We start from the raw sequence: 16,548 nt of genomic DNA, 5'->3' as shown, positions 1-16,548 counted from the left end.
TGCTACTGCCTCAGGAACGCCGCAATAGCGTCGGCAATGGCCTCATTGCCCTTGCGATCCAGCTCCTCCGACGCCTGGGGTGGGTGAGGGGGATCCCGCAAGAAGTCCCAGGATCCCGCAAAGAACTCTTCCGGCGAGAGGATACGATGCCAGCCGTAGCGCCGCAATCCCTCCACCAAGAGGGGCGACTCGGCAAAGCTGGAACGGTTGACACAGGCCATGGGGATCCCACAGCGCAGCGCCTCCGCTAGGGTGCCATAGCCCGGCTTGGACACCACCCAGCGGCAGAGGGGCATGACATCCACCGGGCGCCACCTCTGCCCGTCCAGAATCTGCAGGTTAGGCAGAGGGGGAGCCTTGGGGTCGAAGGTGAGAAACTGCCAGTCGGGAAAATCCAAAAGCCGCTCGTAGGGCAAGCCCTGCAGCCCCAGCCCGCCAAAGGTCAACAAAACCGTGGGCCGCTCCCGCTCCAGCCCTAGGCGCTGGGCCACCTCCTCAGCCAAGTAGCGGGGATCCGACCCCGTCAACCCCACGGGTTCCTGGTGGGGAAAGGCGCCCATAGGCTCAGCAAAGGGCAGGCGAAACAGCCGCTGGCAGCGCCCGTACAGCTCGCGGATCCAGCTTACAAAGGGCTGAAACTGGGGGCCGTACTCTTGATAGATAAAGTCCCAGCCGAAGTTGCTGGCCATCCAGCAGGGGATCCCGGCGGCCTCGGCAATGGCGGCGGCAATGGGGGGCACATCCCCTAGCAGCAACGGCACCCCCTGGCTGCGGATGAACTCCGCCTCTTCTCGGATGAGGTCGGCAGACCCCGCTTGGAACGCCCGCAGGGCCGCTAACGTCGCCGGCAGATCCGCCTGCAGCCCATCCGGCTGCACCACCCCCACGTCCAAAGCGCGGGGCCGATGCAGAAACTCCCCTTCCCCGTAGCGCTCCAGCAGCCAAGCGGGAGCCGGCGTCACCCAAATGGGCAGGATCTGCGGCTCCCGCCGCCGCAAAGTGTTCACCACCGCCGTCAGCCGGGTGACGTGCCCAAACCCATGGGCCGTTGCCGCCACATAGAGAGGAACTGGATTCACCGCCATAGCCTTAGGAAAGCACAGGCTGAGACTTTTCCCGCCGGGATCCCCAGAGGTTGCTGGCCAAGATGAGGCCCAGGCCCAGCAGCGATCCTGGCGCGATCGGCTCCTGCAACAGCACCGCGATCAACCCCAGCGACAGGAATGGCGTGACATAGACCCAATTGGCCAGGGATCCGCGCTCGTCCGCCAGCTCCAGCGCCCGCAGCCAGAACACAAAAGTCAGGCCCATCTCCGCCAAGCCGATGTAGGCCGCCCAGCCCAGCCCTGCTAGAGTCCACCTCAGCTCCTGCAACGGCAATAGCGCCAGGCAATAGCCGCTGCCGAAGACAAACCCCAGGAACAACTTCAGCACGGCATCCCGTCCATCCCGCACATTGAGCAGCCAGTAGAGGGCCCAAATAGCGGCGCTGCCCACCGCCAGTCCCACTCCCCAGGGATCCTCCACTTGCAGGGTGCCCCAGGAGCCCCCCGTGGCCACCAGCACCACCCCCACCAGGCTCGTTCCCAAAGCCAGCAGCAGCCGCCCGCGCAGGCGCTCCCCCAACAGCGGCACCGCCAAGAGAGCCAGCAGCAGCGGCCAGGTGTAATTTAAAGCCAGTGCCGCCTGGGCCGAGAGGCGATCATAGGCTTGGAAGAGCACCCCGTAGTAGCCAAACGGGTTGAGCAGCCCCTGCAGCGCCGACAGGCCAATTTGGGATCCCTTCTGCTGGCGGACAAGAGGCGCCCGCCCTGTTACCACCAGAACCATCCCCAAGATTAGGCAGGAGCTACACGCCGAAAAAATCAGCAAGACCGTCGGTGAGAGGTGCTGCAACCCGAACTTAAAGGCGCTGGCCGCTGTGGCCCAGCCCAAGATAGCCGCCGCCAGGTAGGCGCGGGCCCGCCAGGGATCCCTGCGCATCAAAAGCTGTCCAGATCCCTGTCTTCTGCCTTTGGCCTCGCTCCAGTGGGAAGGCCCAGCCGTGGCGCCACCACCCAGACGTAGAGCAGGTAGCCCAGACCCGCCACCACCGCCCACTTGAGAACAGTGGTGAAAACCCGGAAGACCAGCCCCACCAGCAAGATACAGCCCAAAATGGCCAAAACCGTCAGCAGTGGACGCCCCCACTCAGCCCAAGTGCGAACGGCATTTTTCCCCTGAGACGAGCTCAGCGCCCCAGAGGCCGCAGCCGCCTGCTCCAGTTCGCGCTCAAGCTGTTTTAGCCGTTCTTGTTCTGAGAAAGAAAGATCCGACATAGGGAGCAGTCTCCAGAATACAGGGCCATCTCCATCTTACGAGCTGCTCCCCAAAAGCAGGGCAAGCTAGGCCCGCGCCGACGGGATCTCTTGGGCCATGGCGCGGAACAGATCTAGAGCTGGGCCAGGGCGACGGTTAGGACGCGGAGCCGGGATCTCGTTGGGCACAAAGGGCCTTTCGACCACCACTTTGGGCTTGGCAGGCGCAGCCGTTGCCGCAGAGTTAGAGGAAGTTGCCGACTGGCTTGGAGCGGATTGTCCAGGCGCCGAGCGAAAAGGCCCGGTTACAAAATCCACCAGACCGCCGAAGAGAATGCCAAAGAAGGAAAAAAGACCGCCGAACAGCTTTTTGAGAATGCCCATTTTGCCGATGTCGTAACGTTCTGCAACTGGCCACTCATTATTGTTAAGAACGGGCAGCTTGGCTATAGGTAGATATGCTTTTTTCAACCTCAGGGATCCCCCACCGGTCTGCCTGTGGCATCGAAGCGCCGCAGCGGTAGGGCCAGCTCCAGCTCCTGCAGCTCCAGGGGTTCCGAGAGGGGCCGGCTGCGCCCCAGCTCAAAGCCATCGGCTGCCGCCGGGTTCACTGCGTAGCCCATATCTGCCATCGCTCCCACCGTAAGGATGCTTAAGGGATTGGGCACCCCCCGGTCGAGGCGGGTGGTCATCAGCTCCCGACCCAAGACGCTCTCCCGCCAGTGGGAATCGCGGGATCCCTCCCCAAACTGGTTCTCTAAGGGAACAGAAGGGGCATTCCCCCCCAACGTGGTAAAAGCGGCAACCGCCCGCGGGCCAATAAAGTGGGGGTCATAGCCCGGCGGCGTCGGCTGATCCCGCCCCACCAAGCCCACCGTCAGCCCCTTGGGATCCCAGACGCTGGGCAAAAAGCCAAGCGCATGGCCCAACTCGTGCAAAGCAGTAATGGGCAGGTCACCCCGCTCTTCCAAAGCCGAGAGGTTTTGGCTGTTGAACACAACCACAGAGTAGAAAGGCAGGCCATTGGAGGCCCGCACAAAACAGGGAGCTGCTCCCCCCAAAATCCGCTCGTTGCCCAGGTCTCTTGCCCGCACCTCCACTAGCAGATCGTCGATGGGAAAATTGAGCGCTGTGCTGGGAAACCCCGCGGCACACTCGCCGGCCCGGATGTTGGTGGGCCGTAGATCCGGCTGATCCCCGACGATGATCTCCTGCCACCTCAAGGCCGCGCTGCGGACAATGGCTTGCTGGCTGGGAGTGAGGCTGTTGTCGGGAAAACGAACGTCAATCGCGAACTGGGGAACAGAGGTAGCCGTCGGCGAAGGGAAAACAGTCGGGGTAGGGGTGAGAACGACAGTTGGAGTAGAGGTGGGAATGACGGTTGTGGGAGCGGGAATGACACTTACCGAAGAGGAACCACCACTTCCCCCGCAAGCCTTGAGCGCCAGTACCAGAAGCACAGCCACCAGGAATCCGAACAGACCCCCTACTCTGCCCAGAAGCTGCCGTCGCCTTGAAAAAACCTGCACACCACCCCCAAACTCGAAAAGCTCTCCGAGTCAAGTGGATCATACCGGCTGCGACCCGCCTCCCAAGAATGATCTGCATCACACTGTGCCGGCCAACTTCAGGACGAGATGGGCGGCCTAATTCTTCGGGTTAGAATCCTTTATTCTAGGGAGTCAGAAGAACTTTCCTCTATGCCCCAGCCTGCGGCCAAAACGTCCACTGCCGCCTGCAACGCCCGGTTATCCCCCAAAAGTTCCGCGGGATCCGACCGCGGCTCCACCAGGGGGACCAAGCGCAAGATGCGGCTGTCCTGAACCAAGTCAATAACCACGCCCGCTCGCTCCTTACCCAGGTCAGCAAGCTCCTCCGCCGCAGCAGGATCCCGCAGACAGGCGTAGTCAAAGCTATTCACATTCAGGTAAAGGCTGCCATTTACCACCAGCGTGGCGGCGGTGGGATCCTGAAAAACATCCATCACGCAGCCTTCCCCCTGCTTGCGTACCATGCCATCCACGATGTCGAAGTAACGGACACGTCCCAAATCGGATAGCAGCCGGTAAATATCCCGCTTATTTACCAAAGTTCCCGTATCCACAATACAGGGGGCACAAGGATGAGTATCTGTCATAGGGCAGTCGGTCTCGAAAGGTCAATGGGCGAAGAACAGGCCAAAGGAAGGCAAAATCAATAGTATCTACAGACCCTCTAGAAAAACACCAGTCCTCGGCAATTTTAGGCACGGCTGTGGCTGACCGGCAACTGAGGATCCTACTTGACAAAAACTTTAACCAACCAAAAAGGAAAGGTAATTTGCCTTGCTCTGCAAAGTTGTTGAGTTACCGAGACTACAGGATCGCTTTCTCCCTTCTGGCCACCCAGCCCTGAGACCGTTAGACCGCTTTCTGGGAAAGCTCGTTCACAACTCCTATTGACTCTATCACAGCCTTCCCGAAAAGATCACAGGCCGCCGCTCAGTCACAATCTACAGGCAAGGGCGACAGAAGCCAATGGATGTTCCGCCAGCCGAGATTGCCTGCATATTGTGGGAGAATGAGTGGCTGGGAAGCTTTAGGCACTAGATATCGTAGATAACATCTGCAAAATCAGGGCTGGCAAAAAAAAGGCCGAGGCCAAGCCCCGACCGAGGAATCCATGTTGTTAAGCTCATCCTCAAGGACGAGAAGGGCTGCTGTCAAAAGACGGCCTGTCTTTCCCGAGTTCAACCGCCGGCGAAAGCGGTGCAGATCCACGCCTGAGTATGATCAAGACTGCCCCTGTCTTTATCTGCTGTCACGGCTCCTGTGCTGACCACCGCCTCTTCTCCCGACCTCCTGACACTTTCGCCAGTCCGTGGCCTGCGCGGCCAAATCAAGGTTCCAGGCGATAAGTCCATCTCCCACCGCGCCCTGATGCTGGGATCCCTGGCGGAAGGGGAAACCGTCATTCACGGGCTGCTGCTGGGGGAGGATCCTCGCAGTACGGCGGCCTGTTTTCGGGCGCTAGGGGCTGGGATCCCCGAGCTCAACAGCGAGTGCGTCCGCATTCAAGGGGTGGGCTTGGATCGCCTGCAGGAGCCGACAGATGTCTTAGACGCCGGCAATTCCGGCACCACCCTGCGCCTGATGCTAGGGATTCTGGCCGGCCAGCGGGGGCGCTTTTTTGCTGTCACTGGGGATCGCTCCCTGCGCTCACGGCCCATGGGGCGGGTGGTGGAGCCGCTGCGGCAGATGGGAGCCAACATCTGGGGGCGGGCGGGGGGCACCTTGGCTCCTTTAGCGGTGCAGGGGGGATCCCTGCAGGGAATTCACTACCACTCGCCGGTGGCCTCGGCCCAGGTGAAGTCCTGTCTGTTGCTGGCGGGCCTTTTGGCAGAAGGCACCACGCAAGTTACAGAGCCGGCCCTCTCCCGCGACCACTCGGAGCGGATGCTGCGGGCCTTTGGCGCCCAGATCCACGTCGATGTCGAGGCGAAAACCGTGGCTGTGGTGGGAGGATCCCGCCTGGTGGGCCAGACGGTGCAGGTACCGGGGGACATCAGCTCAGCAGCCTTTTGGCTGGTGGCCGCCTCGATTGTGCCGGAGAGCGAGTTGCTGCTGCAGGATGTGGGCCTCAACCCCAGCCGCACCGGCGTGCTGCAGGTGTTGCAGGAGATGGGGGCCGATATTCAAGTGGAGAACCGGCGAGAGATGGCGGGTGAACCCCTGGGGGATCTGCGGGTGCGCTCGGCTCGCTTGCGGGGCTGCAGCATTGGTGGCGATCTCATTCCCACGCTAATCGACGAGATCCCGGTTTTGGCGGTGGCGGCAGCTTTTGCCGAGGGGACTACGGTCATTCGCGATGCGGCGGAATTGCGGGTTAAAGAGAGCGACCGCTTGGCGGCCATCGCCCAGGAACTCAGCCGGATGGGGGCCCAGGTCACCGAGTATCCCGACGGCCTGGAAATCAAAGGCGGGATCCCGTTGCAAGGGGCCGAGGTGGACAGCCACGCCGATCACCGCATCGCCATGAGCCTGATGGTGGCCGCCCTGGCCGCCCAGGGATCCACCACCCTTCGAGGGGCCGACTGTGCCCGCATCTCCTACCCCGACTTCATCCCCACCCTGCAGCGGCTGATCAACCCTTCGTCCGCGTCCTAGCCAGCCAAGAGCCAACTTTTGCCGATGTCAGACCAGCCCATCGCCATCGAACACCTCTGCTTCCGGGTTCCTCCCGGCGGCCAGATGGCCTTCATTCAGGAAGACGAGCGGATCTGGGGGCCTGCCCTGCGACAACAGCCGGGCTTTTTGGGCAAAGAAGTCTGGCTGGACCAAGAGGATCCCGAACTTGTTCACCTCATCCTCCGCTGGGCCAGCCGTGCTGCCTGGAAAGCCTTCTCTCCCGACCAAGTGGAGAGGTTGGATCGGCAGATGCAGCCTTTTTATGTACGCCTGGAGCAGGCCAAAGAATACCAGCTCTGGCAGCCCGACCTATTGGGAGAAGGACAAGCCTGATTAGGGGATCCTTTGGCTCTCAAAGCCCACTTCGGGTTCCATTGAGTCGGCTCTAGCGGATGCCGCCGCCCGCTCTTGTTCCACCAACTCCCGCAGGCTGGGCATGGCCAGGGCCCCTTCGCGCCGTTGCAGCCCGGCCTCAAAAGTTTCCGGGGTCACGATCCCACCGGAGATGAGCATCTTGAAAGCGTCCTCTACCGGCATGAACACCTCCACCACCTGGTCTTCCGGCACGATGGCGTACCAGCCCGTCGTTGGGTTAGGGGTGGTGGGCACGAACAGGCTGAGGGAGCGCTGCGGCCCATCCGGCCGGATTGGGGTTTGAATGGTGCCGGTTACAAAGGCCAGCGCCCAAGCCCCAGGCCGGGGATATTCCACCAGCACCACCCGCCGAAAGCGCTGATTGTTGGGGGCAAACAAAACGCTGACCAATTGCTTCAGGGTCTTGTAGACCAACCCCGCCACCGGGATGGCGTGGAGCAACTGCTCGCTCAGGTTGAGCAGCCACTGGCCGACAATGTTGCGGGCCATGAAGCCGATCAGCAGGATGAACACAACCGGCGTCAACAAGCCCACCGCCAGATCGATGAGGTTGATCAAAATGGGGTGCAGCCCCTGGATGGGATTAAACTGCTTGGGAATGCTGGTCAAAAAGCCGATGCTCCAGGTGGCCACCTCCACCGTTAGCCAAATCGTGGTTGCCAGAGGGATCACCACCAGCAAACCCGCCACGAAATAGTTCTTAAGATGCTGTTTCCATTGAGAAACCATGGTGAGGTCGTTCCATCAAGTCAAATGAGTGGACGCACCGAGCCGACGTAAGTGAAGCTTGCAGATGGCAATCATCATACCTGCCTTCTGCCTTGCCCCTATGGGGGCAGCTACAACTTGCTCGGACCCAACAACCGGGCTGCCAGAAAGTGCAGAGCCCCGAACTTTCATGAGGCCGATAATGCTATCTTAGGTCGATATAAAATTTTGTAAAGCGGGGAGCCTGTCCCGAGGCGCTGTGGCCAAGCCCTGGGATAGTTCTGCCGGATGTCGTGTGGGAGGCCCCATGTCCGAGTCAGATTGGTTAGAGCACACCTGTCAGGTGGAGGTGCCGGTTCCCATCGAGCAGGTGTGGGAGCTGTGGGCCAACCTTGCCCTCATGCCGCGCTGGATGAAGTGGATCCGCTCAGTGGAACTGCTGGATCACGAGCTATCGCGGTGGACGCTGGATACGCGCGGCCTCACCTTCAGTTGGATCTCCCGCACCCACACGGTGGTGAAACACCAGCACATCGGCTGGCAATCGGTGGAAGGCTTGCCCAATCGCGGGGCACTGCGCTTTTACGACCGCAAGGGCAGTACCATTGTTAAGCTGTCGGTGGCCTACAAGATCCCGGGGATCCTGGGCAAGATCTTGGATGGCCTGTTTGTGGGCAAAGTTGTGGAGAGCACCATCCAGGCGGACTTGGAGCGCTTCAAAGCCTATGCCCTAGAGCAGGCGGGAGCGAGCGCCAGCAATACTCCGGCCAGCTAGCCCTGGCCAGGTTTGTTCTCCGTTTTGCGACGACCCCTTGATTCCTTGTTAACTCTCGCTGCTGCCAAGGTCTGAATCTATGTCCGATCCCCCTCCTGAGCCTGTCATCGCCCTTTCTCATCAACCGGTGGACAACCGCAACATTCGCTTCTCCCTGGAGCGGGGCGATCTGGATCTGGAGCAGCTCCTGCTGTTGTTGAACCGCAACGCCTTTTGGGCCCAGAATCGCCGGCGGGAAGAGATGGAGCGGGCCATCGCCCACAGCCACCCGGTGGTCAGCGCCTGGGACGGGGAGCGCCTGATCGGCTTTGGCCGCGCCACCTCTGATGGGGTTTACCGGGCTGTCCTCTGGGACATTGTGGTTGATCACGACTACCGCCGCCAGGGCATCGGGCGCAAGCTGGTGGAAACCCTGATCAGCCATCCCCACCTGCAGTCGGTGGAGCGCATCTACCTGTTTACCACCCATCAGCGCGGCTTTTACGAGCGAATTGGTTTTGTGGAAAATCCCAGCACCACTCTGGTGTTACACGGGCGTCCGCTGGGGTTTTTGATCCCGGCTGCCGAACAGGAGCAGGTCTGACCAACAGGGAGCCTCAGGGCAAGAAGAGGCGTGGGTGAGTGTATCTTGAACAACAGTGGGTTGGCTCGGCCTCGGGAAGAGAACGCGCTAGCCTGAAGCAAAAAGGGTGAGAAGGTGTACCTATGGCCAATCGCCTCGCCACGTGTTCCAGCCTTTACCTGCGCAAGCACGCCGAGAACCCGGTGGATTGGTGGCCTTGGATCCCGGAGGCTCTGGAGAAAGCCCGGGCCGAGGACAAGCCGATTTTTCTGTCCATCGGCTATTCCAGTTGCCACTGGTGCACAGTCATGGAGGGGGAGGCTTTCTCCAACCCGGAGATCGCCGCCTTTCTTAATGCCCATTTTTTGCCCATCAAAGTGGATCGCGAGGAGCGGCCCGATCTGGACAGCATCTACATGCAGGCGCTGCAGCTCATGAGCGGGCAGGGGGGGTGGCCCCTCAATGTCTTCCTCACCCCCGATGATCTGGTGCCGTTTTACGCGGGCACCTATTTCCCGGTGGAACCCCGCTTTGGCCGTCCGGGTTTTTTGACCTTGCTGCAGCGCATCCTCCAGTTTTACCGCCAGGAAAAAGACAAAATCGAGGAGATGAAAGGCCAGATTTTGATGGCCCTGACCACCCTCAGCGACCTGGTGCCGGAAGACCACCTTCCCCCTGACCTGCTCCGCTCCGGGATCCCCAAAATCCAGCCTTTGCTGGCCAACGCCGGGGCGGTGCAGCAGTTCCCCATGATGCCCTACGCCCAGTTGGTGTTGCGCTCGGCCCGCTTCGACCCACCGGAAGGGATCCCCGGCTCGCCGACGGCGCTGGAACGGGCTAAGGAGCGGGGCATGGCCTTGGTGTTGGGAGGGATCTTCGACCATGTGGCCGGCGGGTTTCACCGCTACACCGTGGATCCCACCTGGACGGTGCCCCACTTTGAAAAAATGCTCTACGACAACGGGCAGATCTTGGAGTTTCTGTCTGAGCTGTGGGCCCACGGGATCCAGGATCCAGCTATCGAGCGGGCGGTGCGCCTGACGGTGGAATGGGTGGCGCGGGAGATGACTGCCCCTGCCGGGTATTTCTATGCCGCCCAGGATGCCGACAGCTTTGCCCGGGCGGAGGACACGGAGCCGGAGGAGGGCGAGTTCTACGTTTGGCGCTGGCAGGAGCTGCAGGATCTGCTGGATGAAGCAACCTTCCGCGCCCTACAGCAGGCGTTTGACCTGTCGCCCAATTTCCCCGATCGGCCCGGCTGCATCGTCTTGCAGCGCAAACAGGGAGGAGAGCTGCCGCCGGAAGTAGAGACCGCCTTGACCACCCATCTGTTTCGGGCCCGCTACGGCTCCACAGAGCGGAGAACCCCCTTCCCACCCGCGGTAGATGCCCGCTCGGCCCGCCAACGCTCTTGGCCGGGGCGGATCCCACCTGTCACGGACACCAAGATGATCGTCTCTTGGAACGGCCTGATGATCTCTGGACTGGCGCGGGCCTACCAGGTGTTCGGTGACGAGGACTGTCTGCAGTTGGCCCTGCGAGCCGCCCAATTTATCCTCAGCCAGCAGCGCCACCCCCAGACGGGATCCCTGCTGCGCCTGAACTACGACGGCACAGCCCAAGTACCCGCTAAATCGGAAGATTATGCCCTGCTGATCAAAGCCCTATTGGACTTGCACCAAGTCAGCCTGCCGCTGGTGGGGGATCCCACCCCCCAAGATTGGTTGCAGGCTGCCCTCCAGCTCCAGCAGGAGATGGACGCGCAACTGTGGGATCCGGCCAGGGGGGGATACTTTGTCAGCGATGCCCAGAGCACCCCTGAACTGTTGGTGCGGGAGAAGGAGTTTCAGGACAACGCCACGCCCGCGGCCAATGGGGTGGCCATTGCCAACCTGGTGCGCCTAGCCGCCATCACCGGAGATCTGGACTACCTGGAACGGGCAGAACAGGCCCTGAAAACCTTTGCTCACATCATGAGCACCCAGCCGCGCACCTGCCCCAGTTTGTTTGCTGGGCTGGATTGGTACAGCAATTGGGTGAAAGTCACCCTAGAGGCCGAGCACATCCCTGCTTTTCAGCAGCGCTCTTGGCCCACCACCGTCTTCGCCCTGCCCACGGAAGCGGAGCCGCTGCCAGAAGGGGCGCTAGGCTTGGTGTGCTGGGGCAGCAAATGCCTGGCTCCGGCCAGCTCGCTGGAACAAATCCAGTCGCAGATCGGCAAAGGGCAGAACCGAGCCTACTGACAGCGATTCAGCCTTCTCCAGAACAAGCCGGGATCCCTTCTGCTCTACCCAAACCGCCAAGGCTTAGCTCTGGTTCTCCACCCCAAAAAACTCGATGCGGTAGCTCTGGATGCGGGTGCCGGTTTGCCGCTCCACCTGGGCCAGCAGCTCCGGCGGCAGCTCCACATCTACGTCCAAAATGCGGTTGCTGTCCAGGCAGTTGACATGGCTGTGAGGATGGGTACGATTGCCGTAGCGACGCCCATCGGCGCGATCCAGGCACTCGATAATGTTGTGGCTGGCCAGGGCCTCCAGATTTTGATAGACGGATGTGTGGCCAATGGGCTTGCCCTGCCGATTGAGGCGATCATAGATCTCTCGAGCGGAAAGGTGCTCGCCGCATTGCCACAGCAGTTCCAAAATATAACGACGCTGCCGGCTGAGGCGCAGATTGCACTCTCGGCATCGCTCCAAAGCAGCTTCCAAAGAGTCTACAGGGCGAGGCATGGGCAAACCTCAAGTCATACCGAGTCTGAGATAGCCAGTTGCTCATTTATACTAGTCTAACATTTGCAAGTCGAAGTTTCTGAAGATTTGTTGCAAAATCTCCACTGGCGTAGACCTCTCTAAGCAGTGTGCAGAAGAAGTGGGGTCAATTATTGACGATATCCCTTCTACAATACCGCTGGGGTGTTGAGGAGAAGCAGGATGCGGCGGCGCCAAATGATCTTGGGCTTGTTGGGACTAGCCGGCAGCAGTGGATTGGCGGGGGCCTATTGGGCTAGTCGGCAGCGTCCTACTTCGGTACCTCTGTCCGCAGTGGTGGGATCCCCTGCGGCGGCGCCCCCTACCCCTCGGCCTACGCCCACGGTTGTCCCCCATCCAGAAGCTCCCCGGGGCCTCTACATCCCAGCCCGCCGCGATCTTCGCCTGTTGGTCATCAGCGATATGAACGGCATCTACGGCTCGGTGGACTACGACCCAGAGGTGGATCGGGCTATCCGCCTCATCCCCTACTTCCAGCCGGATATCGTCTTGGGAGGAGGGGACATGGTGGCCGGGCAGGATCCCCGCCTCTCGGAAGAGCGCATTCGCGCCATGTGGGCAGCCTTCGACCGGCATGTGGCCGGCCCGCTGCGAGCCGCCAAACTCCCCTACGGCTTCACGCTGGGCAATCACGATGCTTCCTGTGCCCGCACCACGCGGGGCGGTTTTCTCTTCCAAAAAGAACGGGATTTGGCCCGTGAGTTTTGGAACGACCCGGCCCACGATCCGGGCTTGAACTTTGTGGATCGAGGCGACTTTCCCTTCTACTACACCTTTGAAAAAGACGGGGTATTTTACTTAGTCTGGGACGCCACCTGCAACTACATCCCGCCGGAACAGATGGCCTGGGCGGAAGCAGCACTGGCCAGCGAACGGGCTCAGAAGGCCAAGTTGCGCATCGTTATCGGCCACCTACCCCTCTATGCGATTACCGTCGGGCGCGACGATCCAGGAGAGGTGTTGCTGGAGGCCGATGCCAAGCGGGCCCTGCTGGAGAAGTACCGCGTCCACACCTACATCAGCGGCCACGACCACGGCTACTACCCTGGCCACAAGGGGCAACTGCAACTGCTCCATTGCGGCATTCTTGGCTCCGGCCCCCGCCCCCTCCTGAATAGCCCCCTGCCCCCCCGCAAGACCCTCACCCTTATCGACGTGGATTTCAACACTTCGGAGGTTACCTACTACACCACCTACCACATGCGGGATCTGAGCGTGATCGACCAAGCCGAGCTGCCCCGCTTCATCACCGGGCACAATGGCTTGGTGCTGCGCCGCGACGTCAATTGGGACAACCTCACCCCCGAAGAAATCGCCACCTGCCAAGCTCGTATTGGATCCCTGTGTCGGGATTAACTCTGTCGATTCCATGGAGGGAAACGCTGCCGAGCCGATGCGTTGTCTTACTTTTCCCCCACCATCCCATCCATCAGTCCAATCAATCAAGAGTTGGGGCGCACAACTCCTGCTACTTTAGTTAAGAGTTGATTACAGATGGTCTCGTTGCTGGTCGAGGTAAAAGGGGATCTGCTGGATAAGCAGGTGTGGGAGCGGTTCCACGCTCTCTCTGACCCGCTCCGTCTACGCGTGCTGCAACTGCTGCAGGGGCGCGAGTTGTGTGTTTGCGAGCTCTGCGAAAAGCTACAGGTTAGCCAGTCTAAGCTTTCATTTCACTTGAAAACTCTGCGAGATGCCAAGCTGGTTAACGCTCGCCAGCAGGGGCGCTGGATTTACTACAGCCTTAACCCACCCGGTTTTCAGCTCTTGCAGCATTTTTTGGATAGCTTGGGACAGGCTGGCCCCCCCAAAGCCGCGGTTCCCTGTGCCGAAGATCCCTGAGAAGATCCCTAGGTGTTGGGCGCGGCAACCCAAAATACCCCCGGAAAAACTGTTGGATCCCGCCATACTGAAGGTGGGCCAACAGAAGCGCATCTCTATTTCTCTCCTGGCAGCCCCAGGGATCCCGTTGGCTTCACTCGCTGCGCCATCTCCCAAAGTCCGTCAAAATTCCCTGACACCGGCCATTGGGCTCTTTGTTAGGATCGATACAACAAAAGTGGGGACGGCATGACACGCGACCCGAGAGAGGAGTTGAAACGCATCCACCGGGCACACCTGCGGAATCGCCTCAAAGAGCGGGTGAAACGCGCCCAGTCGGATCCATCTTTGCTGGCACGAGAAGCTTTTGAGTTGGGTTTCTCGCTTCCCGCTTTACTCGAGCAACCCAAACTCAATTCCCCTGCCAAGCAACCTCAAGATGGCAGCAACGATCACGGAAGAATTTCTCCCCGGCGACTCTCAGAGCAGTTAGCCTAGGCGATGATTTGGAATCGTGCCTTCTCCTTAAAAGGGGGGAAACAGCTTCCCCATGGTGGTACCCTGAGTTTGGGACTCAAGAGAGGGAGCCTGGTCGAGCACCCCAAATTGGGACTGAGCTTTGTGGGCGGAAGTTCTGGTGGAAAACTCAGCCTGCATTGTTGAGCAAGCGGAAAAAAGATTAACGCAAACAGCGAAAAAAGAAGATGTGCGGTTTCTCGGCTTTTGTTCGTGGAGGTGTTATGCCTGAAGTGGACAAAGCCGTCCTAAAGGACAAGGGTTCAGACCCAGGAGGTTTTGATGATGAGCACCGCCGAAGCCCTTAAAATTCTCAGCCTTCCGCCGGATGCAAGCGAGCGGCAGATCCGGGGGCGATTGTTTCAGGAATACCAAACTCTCGGCACTGCTCTCGCAGAACTGGAGGATGAGCGACAAAGGCCCTTGCTAGAGGCGCAACTGGCGCGGCTGAATGAGGCGCGGGATGTGCTGCTGGGCGGGGGATCCCAGGTAGAGAGAGGGTTATCTTGGGTTAGCCCGGAAGACTTGCCTTCCCAGGTGATCGTGCTGCTCTACCAAGCCAATGGGCAGGAGGGGATCTGCACGCGCCAGGTTGGTGGTCAAGATATTGTTATTGCTTTTGAGAGCTCGTTTGCGGCCAGAAAATATGCCCAGAGGCTGGCTCAACAGGGACTGCCTAAGCCTGTAGCAGAACGTTTTGACACGCAGGAGATCGTCGATTTTTGTCGCGAAGGGGGCTACGGATTGATGGTGGTTCCGGCCAACGAGATGCTGGAGCCTCTGGAGGAGAGCACGGAAACCGCGCGGGATTGGCAGAGCAAATCCTAACGGCCTGGACTTCAGCCAGATTGCGTTGCGAGGGTCTTCGATGATCACTGCCGAACCGATCTCTGCAGAGGAGTTTCGCCAGATCATGGATGCGGATCTGGAGGCTTGCTGTGAAGCATTTGGCCTGAGGGAGGGGTACCTGCGTCTGCAACAACAACAACTGCGCTTCTGGATTATGCTGGCCCTTTGCCTGTTGGTGGTTGCTCTGGTGATCTTCTCGGCGATGCGGGATCCCGGCTATTGGCTGCTGTACGCGGTGGCCGTCCTGTTGCTGGGGGTGGTTTTGCTGGGGCTGCTCTGGGCCATCCTGGAGTTGCGGCAAAACCTGCGTCGCATTCGTCAGCGTTGGCAGGAGGCCCATCTCCTCAACAGCCCGCCCAAGATCATGGAGTTCGCCAGCGACCTGGCCCGCAAGGTGAAGGAGTACAACCGCTGGGTGCAGGAGCTGCAACAATCGCTGGAAAGAGGGCAGTATTGGCGCGATTTTCGCCAACTGAACGAGGCAGAGCAGAAGTACGTCCAGTCCCTCTTTTTGCAGGTGCGAGCCCAGTTGATCACGGCTTTGCAGATGTGCAGAGCCTTGATCGAAGACCCGCGGGTTTCCGTAGAGCAGTACTTTAACCAGATGGTTGCCCGGGATCAGCAACTGCTGGAGCAATTTATCGCCAAAAACTTGACTGCCAACCGCTACGTAACCATGGCCCGCGAGCTATCTGCCCTGGAAGCAGATTTGCAAAGCCGGCTCAGAGTCCTGGGATCCCGGTGATAGTCTGGTGGGTCGATGTTCGGCAGCTCGTTTATGAGAAGCAGAGGCACTGCAACGCTGTACATCCTGCTGGGGCTGGGCCTGCTGGGGGGATGCGGGGATCCCAATGTGCCGCTGACCCAACCTCCCCCCGATGCTTTTCGGGTCAGCACCCCCCGTCCGCCGCGCTTGGATCTGTACCCCACCCCACCACCAACGCCCACCCCTACTCCCACACCGCCCCCCAGCCTACTGGAGCTCACGGCCCGTTGGCTGGGGCTCCCTTGGCCGCCGCAACGGCGAGAGACCAGCCCGGTGAGGTTGAGCGCCCGTTTCCTCGAGATCCCACTGCCGCCCAAGCCTCGCCCCTCACCCCAACCTTCCCCTAGCCCGGAAGCAGAGGAGAGAAAGCAGCAAGGCCGCGAGACCTAGTCCACACCGCTGGCCTCTGGGGATCTAGGCGCCCACAGTCACCGGCTCCGTCTCTCGCACCCGCATCTTTTCGCAGGGGATGATGTCTGTCAGGATAGAGCTGGCCATCATGCCCGTGTGGATCTCCAGTTTGGCTCCCGGCACTGCCTCAAACAGCAGCCGCTGCCCTGGGAAGACCACCCGCTCAAAGTACCAGTTTTCGATATTTGTGATGCGAACCACCTGAACGGAGCTGGTCGCATTGATGTAGCTACAGGTTATTCGCTCTGTTTGTCTTTTGGCGGGGATTGCATCAAGTGTTTGCATAATTAGATCACCAGCCCACTCTGCTCAGCCTAGCATCTACCCTAACACCGCCTGGGGATCGCTGCGGTAGTCTGCGATACGGCGATCCCAACCAGCAGAAATTAATCCTGGAAAAGCAATTTCTGTATTTTATCTTACCGTTTTGATTTTTTCAGAATGGCTCCTCAACTCAGGACGGACTTGGATTGAGATTTCTTCCTGCGGCGAGGCAATTTCTCACAGAAAATCTCCACAGAGTAGTAGTCAAGATTA

The 16,548-nt window shown here is 60.0% G+C and carries 19 protein-coding genes; 10 read left to right on the top strand and 9 right to left on the bottom strand.

Going from position 1 to position 16,548, the window contains the following annotated elements:
• Positions 1-2 precede the first annotated feature (2 nt).
• The 6 genes from NW862_RS07535 to NW862_RS07510 all read right to left on the bottom strand — a co-directional run bounded on the left by NW862_RS07535 (position 3) and on the right by NW862_RS07510 (position 4,434).
• A complete protein-coding gene (locus tag NW862_RS07535; protein WP_414332527.1) occupies positions 3-1,085 on the bottom strand; it encodes a glycosyl transferase in 1,083 nt (360 codons plus the stop codon).
• 4 nt (positions 1,086-1,089) lie between these two features.
• A complete protein-coding gene (locus NW862_RS07530; RefSeq protein WP_414332529.1) occupies positions 1,090-1,983 on the bottom strand; it encodes a DMT family transporter in 894 nt (297 codons plus the stop codon).
• A complete protein-coding gene (locus tag NW862_RS07525; RefSeq protein ID WP_414368083.1) occupies positions 1,983-2,318 on the bottom strand; it encodes a hypothetical protein in 336 nt (111 codons plus the stop codon). Before NW862_RS07525 ends, NW862_RS07530 begins: the two co-directional genes overlap by 1 nt.
• Before the next feature lie 66 nt (positions 2,319-2,384).
• Positions 2,385-2,768, bottom strand: a complete 384-nt coding sequence (locus tag NW862_RS07520) for a hypothetical protein (protein ID WP_414332533.1) — start codon at positions 2,766-2,768, stop codon at positions 2,385-2,387.
• Between the two features lie 2 nt (positions 2,769-2,770).
• On the bottom strand, positions 2,771-3,763 hold the full coding sequence (locus NW862_RS07515) for a leishmanolysin-related zinc metalloendopeptidase (RefSeq protein WP_414427073.1): 993 nt from the start codon (positions 3,761-3,763) through the stop codon (positions 2,771-2,773).
• A 203-nt stretch (positions 3,764-3,966) separates the two neighbouring features.
• Entirely contained in the window at positions 3,967-4,434 is a 468-nt protein-coding gene (locus NW862_RS07510; protein ID WP_414348433.1) for a hypothetical protein, read from the bottom strand.
• A gap of 673 nt (positions 4,435-5,107) precedes the next feature.
• Between NW862_RS07510 and aroA the strand changes: the two genes are divergently transcribed.
• Together aroA and NW862_RS07500 are read left to right on the top strand one after the other, a co-directional pair.
• Positions 5,108-6,442 carry a 3-phosphoshikimate 1-carboxyvinyltransferase gene (gene aroA / locus NW862_RS07505; protein WP_414427072.1) on the top strand — a complete coding sequence of 445 codons (1,335 nt, stop codon included), beginning with the start codon at positions 5,108-5,110 and terminating at the stop codon, positions 6,440-6,442.
• Between the two features lie 24 nt (positions 6,443-6,466).
• The gene (locus NW862_RS07500; RefSeq protein WP_414332541.1) at positions 6,467-6,796 is read left to right on the top strand and encodes a TIGR03792 family protein; all 330 of its coding nucleotides are present in this window, start codon (positions 6,467-6,469) and stop codon (positions 6,794-6,796) included.
• Here the strand turns inward: NW862_RS07500 and NW862_RS07495 are convergent, their stop codons facing one another.
• Positions 6,797-7,567 carry a DUF502 domain-containing protein gene (locus NW862_RS07495; protein WP_414332543.1) on the bottom strand — a complete coding sequence of 257 codons (771 nt, stop codon included), beginning with the start codon at positions 7,565-7,567 and terminating at the stop codon, positions 6,797-6,799.
• A 286-nt stretch (positions 7,568-7,853) separates the two neighbouring features.
• Here NW862_RS07495 and NW862_RS07490 point away from each other — a divergent pair, with 286 nt between their 5' ends.
• From NW862_RS07490 to NW862_RS07480, 3 genes are all read left to right on the top strand, one after another.
• Complete coding sequence (locus NW862_RS07490) at positions 7,854-8,321, top strand: SRPBCC family protein (RefSeq protein WP_414332545.1); 468 nt, start codon at positions 7,854-7,856, stop codon at positions 8,319-8,321.
• 79 nt (positions 8,322-8,400) lie between these two features.
• Positions 8,401-8,904, top strand: a complete 504-nt coding sequence (locus tag NW862_RS07485; RefSeq protein WP_414332547.1) for a GNAT family N-acetyltransferase — start codon at positions 8,401-8,403, stop codon at positions 8,902-8,904.
• 122 nt (positions 8,905-9,026) lie between these two features.
• Entirely contained in the window at positions 9,027-11,126 is a 2,100-nt protein-coding gene (locus NW862_RS07480; protein WP_414427071.1) for a thioredoxin domain-containing protein, read from the top strand.
• 63 nt (positions 11,127-11,189) lie between these two features.
• Here the strand turns inward: NW862_RS07480 and NW862_RS07475 are convergent, their stop codons facing one another.
• Complete coding sequence (locus NW862_RS07475; protein ID WP_414332551.1) at positions 11,190-11,612, bottom strand: Fur family transcriptional regulator; 423 nt, start codon at positions 11,610-11,612, stop codon at positions 11,190-11,192.
• A gap of 201 nt (positions 11,613-11,813) precedes the next feature.
• On the opposite strand from NW862_RS07475, the gene NW862_RS07470 reads away from it, so the two are divergent.
• The 5 genes from NW862_RS07470 (at position 11,814) to NW862_RS07450 (ending at position 15,990) form a co-directional block, all read left to right on the top strand.
• Entirely contained in the window at positions 11,814-13,007 is a 1,194-nt protein-coding gene (locus NW862_RS07470; protein WP_414368088.1) for a metallophosphoesterase family protein, read from the top strand.
• Positions 13,008-13,145: 138 nt separating this feature from the next.
• Positions 13,146-13,490 carry an ArsR/SmtB family transcription factor gene (locus tag NW862_RS07465; RefSeq protein ID WP_414332555.1) on the top strand — a complete coding sequence of 115 codons (345 nt, stop codon included), beginning with the start codon at positions 13,146-13,148 and terminating at the stop codon, positions 13,488-13,490.
• Positions 13,491-14,267: 777 nt separating this feature from the next.
• Positions 14,268-14,813 carry a DUF3110 domain-containing protein gene (locus NW862_RS07460; protein WP_414332557.1) on the top strand — a complete coding sequence of 182 codons (546 nt, stop codon included), beginning with the start codon at positions 14,268-14,270 and terminating at the stop codon, positions 14,811-14,813.
• Between the two features lie 40 nt (positions 14,814-14,853).
• Positions 14,854-15,579: a hypothetical protein gene (locus NW862_RS07455; protein WP_414332559.1), complete on the top strand. Its 726-nt coding sequence runs from the start codon at positions 14,854-14,856 to the stop codon at positions 15,577-15,579.
• A gap of 33 nt (positions 15,580-15,612) precedes the next feature.
• A complete protein-coding gene (locus NW862_RS07450) occupies positions 15,613-15,990 on the top strand; it encodes a hypothetical protein (protein WP_414348452.1) in 378 nt (125 codons plus the stop codon).
• 24 nt (positions 15,991-16,014) lie between these two features.
• Here the strand turns inward: NW862_RS07450 and NW862_RS07445 are convergent, their stop codons facing one another.
• A complete protein-coding gene (locus NW862_RS07445) occupies positions 16,015-16,296 on the bottom strand; it encodes a DUF1830 domain-containing protein (RefSeq protein ID WP_414332563.1) in 282 nt (93 codons plus the stop codon).
• Positions 16,297-16,548: the final 252 nt, after the last annotated feature.

This window comes from Synechococcus sp. H55.8 (assembly GCF_047462375.1).
Taxonomy (GTDB): Bacteria; Cyanobacteriota; Cyanobacteriia; order Thermostichales; family Thermostichaceae; genus Thermostichus.
Note: the sequence above shows the minus strand (reverse complement) of the source record. Positions and strands in the feature narration are given on the sequence as shown.

Excerpts from the sequence above, each read along its gene's own strand:
- NW862_RS07535 (WP_414332527.1), bottom strand. The coding sequence starts at position 1,085 with ATGGCGGTGAATCCAGTTCCTCTCTATGTGGCGGCAACGGCCCATGGG.
- NW862_RS07530 (WP_414332529.1), bottom strand. The coding sequence starts at position 1,983 with ATGCGCAGGGATCCCTGGCGGGCCCGCGCCTACCTGGCGGCGGCTATC.
- NW862_RS07525 (WP_414368083.1), bottom strand. The coding sequence starts at position 2,318 with ATGTCGGATCTTTCTTTCTCAGAACAAGAACGGCTAAAACAGCTTGAG.
- NW862_RS07510 (WP_414348433.1), bottom strand. The coding sequence starts at position 4,434 with ATGACAGATACTCATCCTTGTGCCCCCTGTATTGTGGATACGGGAACT.
- NW862_RS07500 (WP_414332541.1), top strand. The coding sequence starts at position 6,467 with ATGTCAGACCAGCCCATCGCCATCGAACACCTCTGCTTCCGGGTTCCT.
- NW862_RS07495 (WP_414332543.1), bottom strand. The coding sequence starts at position 7,567 with ATGGTTTCTCAATGGAAACAGCATCTTAAGAACTATTTCGTGGCGGGT.
- NW862_RS07490 (WP_414332545.1), top strand. The coding sequence starts at position 7,854 with ATGTCCGAGTCAGATTGGTTAGAGCACACCTGTCAGGTGGAGGTGCCG.
- NW862_RS07485 (WP_414332547.1), top strand. The coding sequence starts at position 8,401 with ATGTCCGATCCCCCTCCTGAGCCTGTCATCGCCCTTTCTCATCAACCG.
- NW862_RS07480 (WP_414427071.1), top strand. The coding sequence starts at position 9,027 with ATGGCCAATCGCCTCGCCACGTGTTCCAGCCTTTACCTGCGCAAGCAC.
- NW862_RS07475 (WP_414332551.1), bottom strand. The coding sequence starts at position 11,612 with ATGCCTCGCCCTGTAGACTCTTTGGAAGCTGCTTTGGAGCGATGCCGA.
- NW862_RS07470 (WP_414368088.1), top strand. The coding sequence starts at position 11,814 with ATGCGGCGGCGCCAAATGATCTTGGGCTTGTTGGGACTAGCCGGCAGC.
- NW862_RS07465 (WP_414332555.1), top strand. The coding sequence starts at position 13,146 with ATGGTCTCGTTGCTGGTCGAGGTAAAAGGGGATCTGCTGGATAAGCAG.
- NW862_RS07460 (WP_414332557.1), top strand. The coding sequence starts at position 14,268 with ATGATGAGCACCGCCGAAGCCCTTAAAATTCTCAGCCTTCCGCCGGAT.
- NW862_RS07455 (WP_414332559.1), top strand. The coding sequence starts at position 14,854 with ATGATCACTGCCGAACCGATCTCTGCAGAGGAGTTTCGCCAGATCATG.
- NW862_RS07450 (WP_414348452.1), top strand. The coding sequence starts at position 15,613 with ATGAGAAGCAGAGGCACTGCAACGCTGTACATCCTGCTGGGGCTGGGC.
- NW862_RS07445 (WP_414332563.1), bottom strand. The coding sequence starts at position 16,296 with ATGCAAACACTTGATGCAATCCCCGCCAAAAGACAAACAGAGCGAATA.